At 68.7% G+C, this 14663-nt stretch carries 14 protein-coding genes; 6 read left to right on the top strand and 8 right to left on the bottom strand.

Going from position 1 to position 14663, the window contains the following annotated elements; genetic code table 11:
* Nucleotides 1–148: 148 nt before the first annotated feature.
* Nucleotides 149–1765 (top strand): carboxylesterase/lipase family protein, encoded by a 1617-nt coding sequence (locus tag AB4112_RS08975; RefSeq protein ID WP_441718698.1) that lies wholly within the window; start codon nucleotides 149–151, stop codon nucleotides 1763–1765.
* An 84-nt stretch (nucleotides 1766–1849) separates the two neighbouring features.
* Here AB4112_RS08975 and rplQ read toward each other — a convergent pair whose 3' ends face one another.
* The 4 genes from rplQ to rpsM all read right to left on the bottom strand — a co-directional run bounded on the left by rplQ (nucleotide 1850) and on the right by rpsM (nucleotide 4407).
* A complete protein-coding gene (gene rplQ, locus AB4112_RS08970; RefSeq protein ID WP_309791680.1) occupies nucleotides 1850–2290 on the bottom strand; it encodes a 50S ribosomal protein L17 in 441 nt (146 codons plus the stop codon).
* A 106-nt stretch (nucleotides 2291–2396) separates the two neighbouring features.
* Nucleotides 2397–3413, bottom strand: coding sequence for a DNA-directed RNA polymerase subunit alpha (locus AB4112_RS08965; protein WP_441718819.1), 1017 nt, complete (start codon nucleotides 3411–3413; stop codon nucleotides 2397–2399).
* Nucleotides 3414–3615: 202 nt separating this feature from the next.
* On the bottom strand, nucleotides 3616–4020 hold the full coding sequence (rpsK, locus tag AB4112_RS08960) for a 30S ribosomal protein S11 (RefSeq protein WP_309791678.1): 405 nt from the start codon (nucleotides 4018–4020) through the stop codon (nucleotides 3616–3618).
* A gap of 18 nt (nucleotides 4021–4038) precedes the next feature.
* On the bottom strand, nucleotides 4039–4407 hold the full coding sequence (gene rpsM, locus AB4112_RS08955; protein ID WP_309792237.1) for a 30S ribosomal protein S13: 369 nt from the start codon (nucleotides 4405–4407) through the stop codon (nucleotides 4039–4041).
* A gap of 375 nt (nucleotides 4408–4782) precedes the next feature.
* Here rpsM and AB4112_RS08950 point away from each other — a divergent pair, with 375 nt between their 5' ends.
* Both AB4112_RS08950 and speB read left to right on the top strand, forming a co-directional pair.
* Nucleotides 4783–5181 carry a carboxymuconolactone decarboxylase family protein gene (locus AB4112_RS08950; protein ID WP_309791677.1) on the top strand — a complete coding sequence of 133 codons (399 nt, stop codon included), beginning with the start codon at nucleotides 4783–4785 and terminating at the stop codon, nucleotides 5179–5181.
* A gap of 92 nt (nucleotides 5182–5273) precedes the next feature.
* Nucleotides 5274–6194 carry an agmatinase gene (gene speB / locus AB4112_RS08945; protein ID WP_309791675.1) on the top strand — a complete coding sequence of 307 codons (921 nt, stop codon included), beginning with the start codon at nucleotides 5274–5276 and terminating at the stop codon, nucleotides 6192–6194.
* A gap of 4 nt (nucleotides 6195–6198) precedes the next feature.
* Here the strand turns inward: speB and AB4112_RS08940 are convergent, their stop codons facing one another.
* Complete coding sequence (locus tag AB4112_RS08940) at nucleotides 6199–6579, bottom strand: glycine zipper family protein (protein ID WP_309791673.1); 381 nt, start codon at nucleotides 6577–6579, stop codon at nucleotides 6199–6201.
* Between the two features lie 186 nt (nucleotides 6580–6765).
* On the opposite strand from AB4112_RS08940, the gene AB4112_RS08935 reads away from it, so the two are divergent.
* A complete protein-coding gene (locus tag AB4112_RS08935; RefSeq protein WP_309791672.1) occupies nucleotides 6766–8349 on the top strand; it encodes an inorganic phosphate transporter in 1584 nt (527 codons plus the stop codon).
* A gap of 7 nt (nucleotides 8350–8356) precedes the next feature.
* Complete coding sequence (locus tag AB4112_RS08930) at nucleotides 8357–9373, top strand: CorA family divalent cation transporter (RefSeq protein WP_309791671.1); 1017 nt, start codon at nucleotides 8357–8359, stop codon at nucleotides 9371–9373.
* A gap of 20 nt (nucleotides 9374–9393) precedes the next feature.
* On the opposite strand, the gene AB4112_RS08925 is transcribed toward AB4112_RS08930, so the two are convergent.
* Complete coding sequence (locus AB4112_RS08925; RefSeq protein WP_309791670.1) at nucleotides 9394–10557, bottom strand: helix-turn-helix transcriptional regulator; 1164 nt, start codon at nucleotides 10555–10557, stop codon at nucleotides 9394–9396.
* Nucleotides 10558–11123: 566 nt separating this feature from the next.
* Nucleotides 11124–12374: an MgtC/SapB family protein gene (locus tag AB4112_RS08920; protein ID WP_441718691.1), complete on the bottom strand. Its 1251-nt coding sequence runs from the start codon at nucleotides 12372–12374 to the stop codon at nucleotides 11124–11126.
* A 209-nt stretch (nucleotides 12375–12583) separates the two neighbouring features.
* Between AB4112_RS08920 and AB4112_RS08915 the strand changes: the two genes are divergently transcribed.
* Complete coding sequence (locus tag AB4112_RS08915) at nucleotides 12584–13123, top strand: DUF1097 domain-containing protein (protein ID WP_441718688.1); 540 nt, start codon at nucleotides 12584–12586, stop codon at nucleotides 13121–13123.
* Between the two features lie 51 nt (nucleotides 13124–13174).
* Here the strand turns inward: AB4112_RS08915 and gatB are convergent, their stop codons facing one another.
* Entirely contained in the window at nucleotides 13175–14629 is a 1455-nt protein-coding gene (gene gatB, locus AB4112_RS08910) for an Asp-tRNA(Asn)/Glu-tRNA(Gln) amidotransferase subunit GatB (protein ID WP_441718685.1), read from the bottom strand.
* Nucleotides 14630–14663: the final 34 nt, after the last annotated feature.

The raw sequence follows: 14663 nt of genomic DNA, 5'->3' as shown, positions 1-14663 counted from the left end.
ATTCCCAAACGGTCGTTTCGGCCGCCCGCAGGCTTGATTGCGTCGGTAGCCATCGATCTCCGATCTGACACACATCCGCAATTCGACGATTTCATCCTTCCGGTGAATCGCATTGGGATTCGAGAGTCGGAAGGGGAGAATTATTGCGGTGATCAAGACCTTGGCGCGGCGCTTCCGCGCGCTTTTGCGGTCGCTGGCGGCCGCCATCGCGGTCGCGGCGGCCGGAATACCGGCCCCGCGGCAGGCCGAGGCCGCCACGGTGCCGACCCTGGCCATCCTTCAGCATGGGCTGGCGATCGGGCAGGAAACCCAGGACTTCAAGCAATTCTTGGGGATGCGCTATGCCCGGCCGCCGGTCGGCGCCCTGCGCTGGCAGCCGCCGCAGCCGCTCGAGGCCGCGTTCGGCACCACCATCGCCAATGCCTTCGGCCCCCATTGCCCGCAGACGGCGTCAGCGTTCGGGACGCCGAGCACGACCGAGGACTGCCTGTTCCTGAACGTGTTCGCGCCCCACGGCGCCATCCCGGGACGCCCCTATCTTCCGGTCATGGTGTGGATCCATGGCGGCAGCCTGAACCAGGGCGAAAGCGACGATTTCAACCCGGCGCGGCTGGTGAACGAGGGCGTCATCGTCGTGACGTTCAACTACCGGCTGGGCGCGCTCGGGTTCCTCGCCCACCCCGCCCTGGAGGCCGAGGGCCATCCCGCCGTCAACTACGGCCTACTCGACCAGCAGGCCGCGCTGCGCTGGGTGCGGGACAACATCGCCGGCTTCGGCGGCGATCCGCGCAACGTCACCATGTTCGGGGAATCCGCCGGCGGGCAGAGCGTCCTGTCGAATCTGGTCTCGCCAGGAGCCCGGGGGCTGTTCGCGCGGGCGATCGATCAGAGCGGCGCCTATGGGCTGATCCTTCCGACCCTCGCCCAGGCCCAGGCCCTGGGAACCGCCTTCGCCACGCAGACGGGTTGCACCGATCAATCGGCCGCCTGCCTGCGCCGGCTCCCGGTCGAGACCATCCTGGCGAACCAGGCCGGTGTGGCCTTCAGGACCACCATCCTGGATGGCATGGTGCTGCCGCAATCCCTCGACGTCGCCCTGAAGACCGGCAATTTCAGCCGGGTTCCGCTCATGCTCGGCTCCAACCACGACGAAGGCAGGCTGTTCGTCGCGGGCCAGTTCGACCTGGCCGGGGCGCCGCTGACCGCAGCGGGCTTTGCCGGGTTCGTCAATGGGTCGCTTCCCAGCATCGCCACCCCGGTTCTCGCCCAGTATCCGCTGACCGGGTTCCCCAGCCCGGATCTTGCCCTCGCGACGCTCGAGACCGACGCGATCTTCTCGTGCAACACGCTTCGCGCCGGCGCGGCGGCGGCACGGTTCGCCCCGGTGTTCCAATACGAGTTCGCCGACGAGAGTGCCCCCCAGATCTTCCTGCCGCCGGTCAGCTTCCCCTACGCCGCGGCGCATGCCAGCGAGATCCCGTTCGTGTTCGATCGGTTCGTCCAGCCCGCCAATGGCAGCCAGGCCGCCCCCCTGACGCCGGTCGAGCAGGCGCTGGCCCGGTCGATGGTGCGCTACTGGACGAATTTCGCGAGACGCGGCGACCCCAACGGCCTGGGCGTTCCGTCCTGGACCCCGATCGGGTCCGGCCAGACCGCCATCCAATCGCTGGCGGAGCGGCAGAAGCCGACATTCGCCTTCGCCGCCGACCACAAATGCGGCTTCTGGACCCCGATCATCAGCGTCCAGGCCCTGCCGCTTCGATAGGCCCGGACGCCGCACCCGATCGGCAACGAAAAAGGCCCGGCTTGCGCCGGGCCTTGATCCGTCTCTTGTCGCTTCAGCGGCCGATCAGGCGTCGGCGCCCTCGGCCTCGGCGGCCGCGGCCTTCAGCTCGGCGTCGCGGGCCTTGTCGGCGGAGCCCTTGGCGGCGCGGTCGCGGTCGACCAGCTCGATCACGGCCATCGGGGCGGCATCGCCGTAGCGGAAGCCGGCCTTGAGCACGCGGGAATAGCCGCCTTCGCGGGTCTTGTAGCGCTCGGCGATGGTCGAGAACAGCTTGGACACCACCTCGTCGTCGCGCAGCTGCGCGTAGGCCAGGCGGCGGTTGGCGAGGCCACCCTTCTTGCCGAGGGTGATCAGCTTCTCGACGATCGGGCGAAGATCCTTCGCCTTCGGCAGGGTGGTCTTGATCTGCTCATGGGTGATCAGCGCCGCCGCCATGTTGGCGAACATCGCCTTGCGGTGGCTGCTGGTGCGGCTGAACTTACGTCCGGAAACGCCGTGACGCATGGCGGTCTCTCCTCAAGGCATGGCCCCCGGCGGGGGTCCGATGGCGGGACCCGCCGCCTCCCCAGCTGGGAGAGAACGGCGGGCTTAGGCACTTCTCGTCAGCCGATCAGAACGGCTCTTCGAGCTTCTTGGCGAGATCCTCGATGTTCTCCGGCGGCCAGCTCGGGATTTCCATGCCGAGATGGAGACCCATGGTCGAGAGAACTTCCTTGATCTCGTTCAGCGACTTGCGGCCGAAGTTCGGGGTGCGGAGCATTTCCGCCTCGGTCTTCTGCACGAGGTCGCCGATGTAGACGATGTTGTCGTTCTTCAGGCAGTTGGCCGAGCGCACCGACAGCTCGAGCTCGTCCACCTTCCGCAGCAGGTTGCGGTTGAACGGCATGTCCTCCGAGGTCTCCTCGCGATGGTCGCGCGACGGCTCCTCGAAGTTGATGAACAGCTGCAGCTGGTCCTGCAGGATGCGGGCGGCGAGCGCCACCGAATCCTCGGGCGTGACCGCGCCGTTGGTCTCGATCTGCATCGACAGCTTGTCGTAGTCGGTGACCTGGCCGACGCGGGTGTTCTCGACCTTGTACGAGACCTTGCGGACCGGGCTGTACAGGGCGTCGACCGGGATCAGGCCGATCGGCGCATCCTCGGGCCGGTTCATGCTGGCCGGGACGTAGCCCTTGCCGAGATTGACCGTGAATTCCATCGCCAGCTTGGCGCCCTCGTCGAGGGTGCACAGCACCAGCTCGGGGTCCATGATCTCGATGTCGGCGCCGGTGACGATGTCGCCGGCCTTGACAACCTTCGGCCCCTCGACATTGAGGCGCATCTTCTTCGGGCCCTCGGCGTGCATGCGCAGCGACAGCGCCTTCACGTTGAGGACGATGTCGGTCACGTCCTCGCGGACGCCCGGGATCGACGAGAATTCATGCAGCACGCCGTCGATGTGGATCGCGGTGACCGCCGCGCCCTGCAGCGAGGAGAGCAGCACGCGCCGGACGGCGTTGCCGAGGGTCAGGCCGAAGCCGCGCTCGAGCGGGTCGGCGACCAGGGTCGCCTTGCGCTGCGCATCGTCGCCCGGCTGGACGTCGAGAGCGTTGGGCTTGATCAGTTCCTGCCAGTTGCGCTGAAGCACTGTCATCAATCATCCTGTTCTGCCACGGACGGCCGGATACGGCCAAAACACCGGCGGGGGCCGAAACCCCCTTCCGATCCCATGCGTGGACCCTGTGGCCAGTGGTCCTATCCCGGATCGGCCGGCTGAAACCCGAAAAGACATCGGCCCGTCGGCCCCGCCCCGGAGATCCGGGACGGTGCTGACGGGCCGGATGCCCTGATTAGACGCGACGCTTCTTGCGCGGGCGGACGCCGTTGTGCGGGATCGGCGTGACGTCGCGGATCGAGGTGATCTGGAAGCCGACCGACTGCAGGGCGCGGAGCGCGCTCTCACGGCCGGAGCCGGGGCCCTTCACGTTGATCTCGAGCACGCGCATGCCGTGTTCCTGCGCCTTGCGGCCGGCATCCTCGGCGGCCATCTGGGCGGCGTAGGGCGTCGACTTGCGGCTGCCCTTGAAGCCCATGCCACCGGCCGACGACCAGGCAATGGCGTTGCCCTGCGCGTCGGTGATGGTGATCACCGTGTTGTTGAAGGACGAGTTCACGTGGGCGACGCCCGAGGTGATGTTCTTGCGCTCGCGACGACGCAGACGGGCGTTCGCGGTGGCAGCTGCTGGCTTGGCCATGGTTCGCTCGCCTTCCGATTACTTCTTCTTGCCCGCGATGGGCCGCGCCGGGCCCTTGCGGGTACGCGCATTGGTGTGGGTGCGCTGGCCGCGGACCGGCAGGCCCTTGCGGTGACGCAGGCCGCGGTAGCAGCCGAGGTCCATCAGGCGCTTGATGTTCATCGCCGTCTCGCGGCGCAGATCGCCTTCGACCGTGTAGTCGGCGTCGATCGACTCGCGGATGCGCAGGATCTCGTCTTCGGTCAGCTCGCTGACGCGACGGTCGGCCGGGATGCCGAGCTTGTCGATGATCGTCTGCGAGGCATGGCGGCCGATCCCATGGATATAGGTGAGCGCGATCAGGACGCGCTTCTGGGTCGGGATATTGACGCCGGCAATACGTGCCACGTCTCTCTCCTTGTGAGTGCCACCTTCGGCGCCGCCGCTGCCCTGCCCTTGTGAGGCGAGGCCTGCAACGCCGGGTATGCTGTTCATGGTTGCCCGCAGGCCGGAGCGGCCATGCGAACGCCTTGCGCTTCGGGCGCCTTACGGCTCCGAAGCGCGCGGAGTATAGTGATCGGCAGGACAGAGTCAACCGCCGGGATTCGCGACTGCACGCCGCGCTCGGCAGGACCGACTGCGCCCGAACCATAGCCGGGACCGATCCGGCTTGTCACCTGCACAATTGTGACGATTTGCCGGGCCGGCGGCCCCTCCCGGACCCATGACGCTGCGGCCGGGCTGTGCCACCTTGCCCGACCAGACCGCAATAGGGGACAGCGCATGACATCGGGGCTGATCGAGTATGACGAGGCGCCGCCGGAGGTGCGCGCCGTGTTCGACGACATCATGACCACCCGGAAGATCGACCGGGTCAACAACTTCTGGAAGGCCTTGGCCGTCCACCCGCCGACGCTGAAGCGGACCTGGGAGAGCCTGAAGGAGGTGATGGCCCCGGGCGCGATCGACCCGCTGGTGAAGGAGATGATCTATCTCGCCGTCAGCACCACCAATGGCTGCGGCTACTGCATCGCGTCGCACACCGTCGCCGCGCGCAAGGCCGGGATGACCGACGAGATGCTGGGCGAGCTGATGGCGGTGACCGGCATGGCGAACGAGACCAACCGCCTGGCCACCGGCCTGCAGGTGCCGATCGATCAGGCGTTCCGCCGCCCGGAGTGACGGGGCCGGGGAGCGACCCGGGGGCCGACACGGCTTGACACCCCGGCGGCGGGCAAGAACCATCGCGGCCCGTTTCCGGTCCGGAGAGAGCCATGGCCCCGCCCTATGCCGGCATCGCGACGTTCCTCGGCGCGCCGCACCGCCGCAAGCCCGAAGGGGACCGCCCCGCCGTCGCCGTGCTGGGAGCGCCGTTCGATTTCGGCACCACCTACCGCCCCGGCTCCCGCTTCGGGCCGGGCGCGATCCGCGCCGTGAGCCGGGTGCTGACTGGCGACGACCATCCCGAGCTGGGCCTGAGCCCGCAGGACCGCCTGGACCTGTACGATGCCGGCGACGCCGCGCCGATCACCGCCGACATCGCCGGAAGCCTGGCGGCGATCCGGCAGGCGACGGCGGAGCAACTGGCGGCCGGGGCTAGGGTGCTGGCCCTCGGCGGCGACCACACCATCACCCTGCCGCTGCTGCAAGCGACGGCGGCGAAGCACGGTCCGGTGGCACTGGTGCAGTTCGACGCGCATTGCGACACCTGGTCCGGCGCGCCCTCGGCGCCGGTCTATCACGGATCGCATGTCCGGCTGGCCATCGAGCGAGGCCTGATCGACCCGCGGGCCACGATCCAGGTCGGGCTGCACAGCCCGGTCGCGCGTGACACCGCCGCCTGGACCCGGGACCGGGGCGTGACCGGTCTGTCGGCCGAGAGCGTGCATCTCGACGGCATCGACCGCACCGTCGACCGCATCCGCGCCGTGGTCGGCAACCGGCCGGCCTACCTGACCTTCGACATCGACGTGATCGACCCCGGCATGGCGCCGGGCGTCGCCTGCCCCGAGGCCGGCGGCCTGTTCTCGTGGCAGGCGCTGGCCATCCTGCGCCGGCTCGGCGACCTCGACTGGGTCGGCGCCGATGTGGTCGAGACCTGCCCGCCCTACGACCATTCCGAGATCACCGCCGTGCTGGCCGCGACGGTCGGCTGGACCTGGCTCTGCCTGCTGTCGGCCCAGCAGGCACCTTAAGGCGTTAGTCCAGCACGGCGTAGCCGCGGCGCATCATGCAGTTGCGGACGACGTCGCGGGTCGAGGTCGCGCCGGAGGCCGCGCCGCCGACGCCGCCGGTCAGGCCGCCGACGCCCGCGCCGATCGCGGCGCCGCGCCCGACATTGCCGGTGAAGGCACCGATGATCGCGCCGCCGGCGGCACCGACCGCGCCGCCGACCAGCGCCCCGCCGACGGTTCGGCCGCCGGTGTCGACCTGATCCGCCAGCTGCTGGCACTGGCCGACGTCGAACTCATAGTTCCGGCCGCCCGCGACCGAGGTCGCGGGGTCGATGATCGGCCGCACCTGCCGGGCGCAGGCCGCAAGGCCGAGCACGAGGCCCAGCGCCAGGACGGCGAGACCCATTCCCCTTCTCAAGACCATGGTCCTCTCCCTCGATCGATGGGCCGCGAAACGCCCCGTATCAACGGCTGGGGCCGCACACTGTTCCGGGTTCGACGTGACCCGATGACGTCCGGAAACCACAACAATACCGTAACACACGGCTTGTAGGGTCACGGCTTCATCGATCGAAGCCGGCCGAGGCATCCCATGACCAGTTCCGTGCTCGACTCCAGGCCCACAGGGGGCCTGAGCAGACTGACCCCGCTGGCCGTCTTCGGCCTGCTCATCGCCGGCGTGATCTATGCCGGCTGGAGCCTGGTCAACGACCTGGGCGACGTCCATTCCCCCAGCCTGTTGCCCTTCCTGCTGCTCGGCATCGCACTGCTGATCGCGCTGGGCTTCGAATTCGTCAACGGCTTCCACGACACTGCCAACGCGGTGGCGACGGTGATCTACACCAACTCGCTGCCGCCCACCCTCGCGGTGGTGTGGTCCGGCGCCTGGAACTTCCTGGGCGTGCTGACGTCGACCGGCATCGTCGCCTTCGGCATCATCTCGCTGCTGCCGGTCGAGCTGATCCTGCAGGTCGGCAGCCAAGCCGGCTTCGCCATGGTGTTCGCCCTGCTGATCGCCGCGATCATCTGGAATGTCGGCACCTGGTATTTCGGCCTGCCCTCCTCCTCCTCGCACACGCTGATCGGCTCGATCATCGGCGTCGGGCTGATGAACCAGCTGATGGCCATCCCGGGCACCGGCACCAGCGGCGTGGACTGGTCCCAGGCCCTGGGCATCGGCAAGTCGCTGCTGCTGTCGCCGCTGGTCGGCTTCGTCGCCGCCGCCCTGCTGCTGCTGGCCGCCAAGCTTCTGATCAAGCGGCCGGAGCTGTACAAGGCGCCGGAAGGTGCCAAGCCGCCGCCGCTGTGGATCCGCGGCCTGCTGATCCTGACCTGCACCGGCGTCAGCTTCGCCCACGGCTCGAATGACGGGCAGAAGGGCATGGGGCTGATCATGCTGATCCTGATCGGCACGGTGCCCACCGCCTACGCCCTGAACCGGGCGATGCCGGAAACCCAGATCGCCGCCTTCGAGCAGTCGTCGCAGCAGGCGGCGGGCGTGCTCGACCGCTACACCAACGGCGTCGCCGCCCCGGCCGATGCCCGGGCAGCCGCCACCGCCTATGTCCGCGACCGCACCATCGCGCCGGAGACGATCCCGGCCCTGGCCGCGCTGACCCGCGAGATCGACCGCAGCGTCGCCGGCCGCAGCAGCCTGGCCACGGTCCCGCTGGAGCAGACCGGCAACATCCGCAACGACATGTACCTCGCCTCCGAAGCGCTGAAGCTGATGGCGAAGTCCGAGACGCCGGCCTTCACCGCCGATGACGGCAAGGTGCTGACCGCCTATCGCGGCTATCTCGACCAGGCGACCAAGTTCATCCCGACCTGGGTCAAGGTCGCGGTCGCCATTGCGCTGGGCCTCGGCACCATGGTCGGCTGGAAGCGCATCGTCGTCACCGTCGGCGAGAAGATCGGCAAGGAGCACCTGACCTACGCCCAGGGCGCCTCGGCCGAACTCGTCGCCATGGCCACGATCGGCGCCGCCGATGTCTACGGCCTGCCGGTCAGCACCACCCATGTGCTGTCCTCCGGCGTCGCCGGCACGATGGCGGCCAACCGGTCCGGGCTGCAGTGGAGCACCATCCGCAACCTGATCATGGCCTGGGTGCTGACCCTGCCGGTCTCGATCGTGCTGGCCGGCGGCCTGTACTGGCTGCTGCGCCACCTGTTCTGATCCGAGCGTGGGATTGGACGAAAAGCGGCCGCTCGTCAGCTTTCACTTCGGCGATGCGGTCGCCGCCGCCTATCACTTCGACCCCGGATCCGGCGCCTGCCGCCAGACCGGGGTCGACCCGTTGCCGGAGCCGGGCGACGGCTGGGTCTGGCTGCATCTGAAGCTGACAGACACCCGCGCCCGGCACTGGCTGGCGCATCACGCGACCGTACCCCCCGCCGTGGCCCAATGGCTGCTGGACGGGCCGGACCGGGTCCACCTGCAACGACTGGACGGCTGGGTGGTCGGCGCCGCCAACGGGCTGCACCATGATTTCGCCTTCGAGCCCGACCAGATCAGCCGGATGCGGTTCTGCGTCGGGCCGAACCTGCTGGTCACCGGCCGCCGCCATCCGCTGCGTGCGGTCGACGAGATCCGCCGCAGCCTCGATTCCGGGCGGGCGCCCGCCACCGCCCTCGGCATGCTCGCTTTGGTCGGCGAGCACCTGGCGGCGGAGGCGGAGGCGACGGTCGAGAAGCTGATGGAGCAGGTCGACGAGATCGAAGACCGGGTGCTGGACGACCGGTCGAACAGCCACACGGTCGAGGACCGCCAGGCGCTGGGCCGCATCCGCCGCAGCGCCGCCGCGCTGCGGCGCCACCTGCTGCCGGAAGGCACCACCTTCGCCGCCGGGCTTGACGATCTGCCGGACTGGGCCGACGCGGCCGGGCGGGGCAGCCTGGTCGCCGCGGCCGAACGCTTCCGCCGCGCCGCCCGCAGCCTGGACGAGGTGATCGACCGGGCCCGCCTGCTGCAGGAGGAAATTGCGGCGCAGCGGGCCGAGGCGATGAATCGCAGCCTGCTGGTGCTGGCGGTGCTGACCGCGATCTTCCTGCCGATGACGCTGATCACCGGCATCTTCGGCATGAATGTCGCCGGCATGCCCGGGCTGCAGGATCCTGGGGCGTTCCTGTGGGTGATGCTGCTGATCGTGGTCGCGGGCGTGGCGACGATCGTGCTGATGCTCTGGCGCCGGATGTTCTGAGCTGGCCCTTGGCTGGCCGCCTACACCGCCTCGCTGCGGCCGCCGATCGCCGGCAGGTTGCGCAGCAGCTGGCGCACCAACTCCGACTGCCGGTTGGTGCGGGTCTTGGCGAAGATCTTCTTGAGATGGTTGCGGATGGTCTCGTAGCTGACGTCGAGCCGGGTCGCGATCTGCTTCAGCGACAGCCCGGCCGCCAGCTCGCCGGCGATGCGGGCCTCGGTCGCGGTCAGGCCGTAGAGCCGACGGAGCTCCGGCTGCGACATCTGGTTCGCCGGCGTCGGCCCGGCGATGAAGATCGCGGCCTTGGGCTGGGTCAGGCCCAGCAGCGGGCGGCCACGGCCGACCGGCGCGACCAGGACGGCGAGCCGGTCGTCGCCGCCGGTGTCCGACAGGGTCAGCCCGCCGCCCGGCTCCAGCCCGGGGTCGTCGAGGATGATCGAGGCGGAGGCGATCAGCTGACGCAGCCGCGCGGTCTCGGACGGCTGGCTGGCGCAGATCAGCCCGCGCTGGTCGACCCGCAGCGCGGTTCCCGCCCGCAGCAGATCGTCGGCCACGCGGTTGGAGAACGAGACCCGCCCGGTCGGGTCGGTCAGGATCACCCCGATCGACAGGCGGTCCAGGCCGGTTTCCAGCGCATCGCGCTGGGTGGTCACGTCGCCGAGCCGCTGATGGACCTGTGCCGCGCGGGCGAAATGGGGCAGCAGCAAACGCATCAGCGTGGTCAGCCGCTCCGTGTCCTGCTCGGTCATCGGCGAGGCGTGCAGCACGCTGATATGGGCGGAGACGCCGCCGCGGCGCAGGAAGGTGCCGCCGATGCCGGAGAACAGCTGCTGCGGCCTCAGCCAGTCGGAGTAGAACTCCGTCCGCTCCAGCGAATTGCGGGGGACCAGCGTATCGCTAACCGTGACCTCGCCGACGCCGCGCTGCAGGACCCGGTCGCTCCAGGGGTTGGTGCGCCAGAAATGCTGGGCGTAGCTGTCGATGAAGGCCGGATCCCAGCTGCTGGTGGCCGCCAGCGCCTCGAAGGCGGCGGTGTCGACATCGTCGGATTCATGCAGCAGGTAGAGGCTGGCGTGGCCGTCGGCGAATTGCCGGGCGAGGTCGTTGAGAACAGAATCCCATAACCCCTGGTCGAGCGCCGCATCGTAGATTCTCGCGATGAGATCCGACAGACCATCCGCCATTCCGGGAACGATCCTCGACTGGGCGCCAGCGCAGGCTGCGCCGGCCTTGCGCCGCGATGCTTGCCCACTATCCCCCGGGCTTTGATAAAGATAGTCCATTTGGGTCAGGTTGCCATCCTTCAATTTGCAGATGGGACCGCGATGGGTTTTCAGTCATGCTCTCAGCGTTTCAAGAGTACAGACACCCACGCAAATTGATACGGTTTTTATCCAACGGGACACATAGCGTTTAATAAATCGTCAGCCGAGCGGCTTCGTCTGGTGGGAGGTTCACCCGAAGGCGGCGTACAAAAACCGACGGCAAAACAATGGACAGGCCACACCCAACCCGGTGTGGCCTGTCTCGCTTGTGGGCTGAGGTGGACACCTCCACGAGACAGCCGGGACGGCCGGTGGAGCCCCCTAACTGGACGGCACGGCGCTCCGACCCCACCGGCAGGATCCGCACCAGCAGACGCACCAGGTCCGCCTGCCTCATTTCGTGGCGGCCGGCGATCTCCTTCAGCGACGGCGCCGGGCCTTCTCTTTGGCCTCGGCGAAGGCCGTCCCGGGCAGCGGCTCGCGGATCAGAAGGCCGAAAGGGTGAGGCCGGCCACGCCGGCAGCCAGCATCGCGACCGTCACCGGCACGATGCGCAGCGCCATCGCCCGGCCGCCCAGAACGACGGCGAAGCCGGCCTTGACCAGGGTGTTCACCCCGGCCGCGATCAGCACCACGTTCGCGCAGACGGCGACATCGAGCCCGCCTTGGGCCAGCCGCGCCGCCGACAGGGTGATCGCATCGACATCGGCCAGGCCGGAGACGGCGCCGAGAAGGTAAAGGCCGGCGACGCCGAGCGTGGCCTCGAGCGCTTTCGACAGCACCAGCACCGCCACGATCAGCGCCACGATCTTCAGCGCCGACCACAGCTCCAGCGGGTTGCCGAGCGGCGGCGCCTCGCTGGTCCGATGGGCGGCGGCCCGCCACAGCCACAGGCCGCTTCCGGCCGCCACGATCGCGGCCCCCGCCAGGGGCGCCGCCAGGGCCAGGAACAGCGGCGGGTGGAGGACCAGGACCAGCACGCCGATGCGGAGGACCATCACCGCCCAGGCGGTCATGACGCCGGCGGCCAGCGCCGGCGCCGCCTGTGGCGCGGCCTGCGCCTGCCGGGCGAAGACCAGCGTCAGCGCGGTGGAGGAGACGAGGCCGCCCAGAAGCCCGGTCAGCAGGGTCCCGACCCGGGCGCCGGCGATGCGCACCGCGGCATAGCCGGCGAAGGACAGGCCGGCGACCAGCACCACCAGCCACCAGATCTTGGCCGGGTTGATCGCCTGCCACGGGTCGAGCGTCCGGTCCGGCAGCAGCGGCGGCACCACCACCGCGATCAGCAGGAATTGCAGCGCCGCCGCAGTCTCGGCCGGGGTGAAGCGGTCGAGCCAGCCATGCAGCCGGTCCTTCTCGCGCAGCAGCAGGGCGACGACGACGGATCCGCCCGCGCCCACCAGGACATGCCCTGCCCCGGCGGCGGCGCCGAGCAGGACAGTGACCAGCATCGCGACCTCGGTGGTCAGGCCGAGGCCGCCGTCGCGGTCGCGCCAATAGGCGGCCAGCATGTAAACCCCGATGCCCAGCAGGAACAGCAGCAGCGGGCCGGGCCCGAGATCAGGGGCCAGCAATGCGGCGACGCCGCCGCCGAAGCCGGCGATGGTGAAGGTGCGCAGGCCGGCGGCGCGGCGGCCCTCGGGCCGGCCCCGGTCGGTCCAGCCGCGCTCCAGCCCGATGATCAGGCCGACGGCCAGGGCAGCACCGAGGCGCAGGGCCGGAAGCGTCTCATCCATTCCACGGCCCCCGCCTCGTTGATCAGCGCCGAGCATAGCCGAAAGGTTGAATCCCGTGAAACCGAAGGGCGGACGCCGGGTGCATCAGTCGGGAGGACCAGCAACAGCCGAGCGACGAATTCGTACTTTGTTACAGTATGAATCCTGATGCTTTGAATTCAATGATATGCGGCGCTCCAAAGAACAATATTGATCTCGGGGGAAACGCCATGTCGAAATTGCCTGCCTTATCCTTAAGTATAGCAGTGCTCGGCGCGGTATGGGCATTCCTGGCCCTGGGGCCGCTGAGCGGCTTCGTCTTGGTCTGGGCCGGGTTCATCGCCTGGGGATGCTTCTTCCACTCGGGCGCCGACGAAAAGGCGCTGAGCAGGACGATCGCCGGCAATGTCTACGGCGCCATCGTCGCCTGGGTCGCATTGCTGATCATCGTCAAGGTCCCGGTCCCGGCGTTGGGGACGGTGTGGCCGGCCATCGTCGTCGGCGTCACCGTCTTCTTCCTGGTGATCGTCGCCTCGGTCGACCTGCTTTCGGTGGTCCCGGCCAATGTCTACGGCTATGCCGCAACCGTGGCCTATGCGCTGCACCAGGGCGCCGACGCCGGCGGCGTCGGGCCGCTGCAGCGCCTGACCACGGCGAGCATCGGCAACCCCGTGATCCTGCTGGTCGTGTCGATGGTGATCGGGGCGCTGTTCGGCTACGTCTCGGCCAAGCTCGCCGGGGTGCTGAGCAAGTCAGCCGCACCGGCCTAGCCGCTCGGCCCGCTCTGCCGGCATCGCGTGCGGCGATGCCGGCAGAGCGGATCAGCCGTTCAGCTTGGTCTTCAGCAGCTCGTTCAGCATCGCCGGGTTGGCCTTGCCGCCCGAGGCCTTCATCACCTGGCCGACGAAGAAGCCGAACAGCTTGTCCTTGCCCGAGCGGTACTCGGCCACCTTGTCGGCCTGCGCCGCCATCACCTCGTCGATCACCTTCTCGATCGCGCCGGTGTCGGTGACCTGCCTCAGCCCCTTGGCTTCGACGATGGCGCCGGCGTCGTGCCCGGTCTCCATCATCTCGGCGAAGACATCCTTGGCGATGCGGCCGGAGATGGTGTTGTCGGCGATCAGGTCGACCAGACCACCCAGCTGCTCGGCCGAGACCGGGCTGTCCTCGATCTCCTTGCCGGCCTTGGCCAGGCCGCCGAACAGCTCGTTGATCACCCAGTTCGCCGCCAGCTTCGGGTCGCGACCCTTGGCCACCCGCTCGTAGAAGAACGCCTTGGCCTGCTCGGCCACCAGCACGCTGGCATCATAGGCGGACAGGCCGTACTCGCTGATGAAGCGGGCCTTCTTGTCGTCCGGCAGCTCGGGCAGGGTCGCCTCGATCCGCTCGACATAGCCCTCTTCCAGCACCAGCGGCAGCAGGTCCGGGTCGGGGAAGTAGCGGTAGTCATGCGCATCTTCCTTGGTGCGCAGCGACCGCGTCTCGCCCTTGTTCGGATCCCACAGCCGGGTTTCCTGGTTGATCGACCCGCCGCCCTCCAGGATCTCGACCTGGCGCTGGCCCTCGAACTCGATCGCCGACATCACATGGCGGATCGAGTTGACGTTCTTGACCTCGCAGCGCGTGCCGAAGGCGGTGTCGCCGACCTTGCGCACCGACACGTTGACGTCGCAGCGCATGGAGCCTTCCTCCATGTTGCCGTCGCAGGTGCCGAGATAGCGCATGATCGAGCGCAGCTTGCGCAGATAGGCCGAGGCGTCGTCCGGACTGCGCAGATCCGGCTCGGACACGATCTCCATCAGGGCGACGCCGGACCGGTTGAGGTCGACGAAGGTCTCGCGCGGCGACTGGTCGTGCAGGCTCTTGCCCGCATCCTGCTCCAGATGCAGCCGGGTGATGCCGACGGTCCGCGCCGACCCGTCCGGCAGGTCGAGCACGATCTCGCCGGTGCCGACGATCGGGTCCTTGTACTGGCTGATCTGATAGCCCTGCGGCAGATCGGCGTAGAAGTAGTTCTTGCGGTCGAACACCGAGCGCCGGTTGATCTGCGCCTTCAGGCCCAGGCCGGTCTTCACCGCCTGTTCGACGCAATAATCATTGATCACCGGCAGCATTCCGGGCATGGCGGCGTCGACCAGGCTGACCTGGCTGTTCGGGGCCGCGCCGAAATCGGCGGCCGCGCCGGAGAACAGCTTGGCCTTGGACGTGACCTGGGCATGGACTTCGAGCCCGATCACCGTCTCCCAGACGCCCGTCTCACCCTCGATCGTGTACATCGAACCGCTCGCACTCAACCTGACAGAAAAGCGA

It is taken from the genome of Inquilinus sp. 2KB_23, from assembly GCF_052115705.1.
In the GTDB taxonomy this organism is placed as follows: Bacteria; Pseudomonadota; Alphaproteobacteria; order DSM-16000; family Inquilinaceae; genus Inquilinus; species Inquilinus ginsengisoli_A.
This window is presented reverse-complemented; position numbering and strand designations above follow the sequence as displayed.

Excerpts from the sequence above, each read along its gene's own strand:
- rplQ (WP_309791680.1), bottom strand. The coding sequence starts at position 2,290 with ATGCGTCACGGCGTTTCCGGACGTAAGTTCAGCCGCACCAGCAGCCAC.
- rpsK (WP_309791678.1), bottom strand. The coding sequence starts at position 4,020 with ATGGCCAAGCCAGCAGCTGCCACCGCGAACGCCCGTCTGCGTCGTCGC.
- AB4112_RS08950 (WP_309791677.1), top strand. The coding sequence starts at position 4,783 with ATGACATCGGGGCTGATCGAGTATGACGAGGCGCCGCCGGAGGTGCGC.
- speB (WP_309791675.1), top strand. The coding sequence starts at position 5,274 with ATGGCCCCGCCCTATGCCGGCATCGCGACGTTCCTCGGCGCGCCGCAC.
- AB4112_RS08940 (WP_309791673.1), bottom strand. The coding sequence starts at position 6,579 with ATGGGTCTCGCCGTCCTGGCGCTGGGCCTCGTGCTCGGCCTTGCGGCC.
- AB4112_RS08935 (WP_309791672.1), top strand. The coding sequence starts at position 6,766 with ATGACCAGTTCCGTGCTCGACTCCAGGCCCACAGGGGGCCTGAGCAGA.
- AB4112_RS08925 (WP_309791670.1), bottom strand. The coding sequence starts at position 10,557 with ATGGCGGATGGTCTGTCGGATCTCATCGCGAGAATCTACGATGCGGCG.
- AB4112_RS08920 (WP_441718691.1), bottom strand. The coding sequence starts at position 12,374 with ATGGATGAGACGCTTCCGGCCCTGCGCCTCGGTGCTGCCCTGGCCGTC.
- AB4112_RS08915 (WP_441718688.1), top strand. The coding sequence starts at position 12,584 with ATGTCGAAATTGCCTGCCTTATCCTTAAGTATAGCAGTGCTCGGCGCG.
- gatB (WP_441718685.1), bottom strand. The coding sequence starts at position 14,629 with ATGTACACGATCGAGGGTGAGACGGGCGTCTGGGAGACGGTGATCGGG.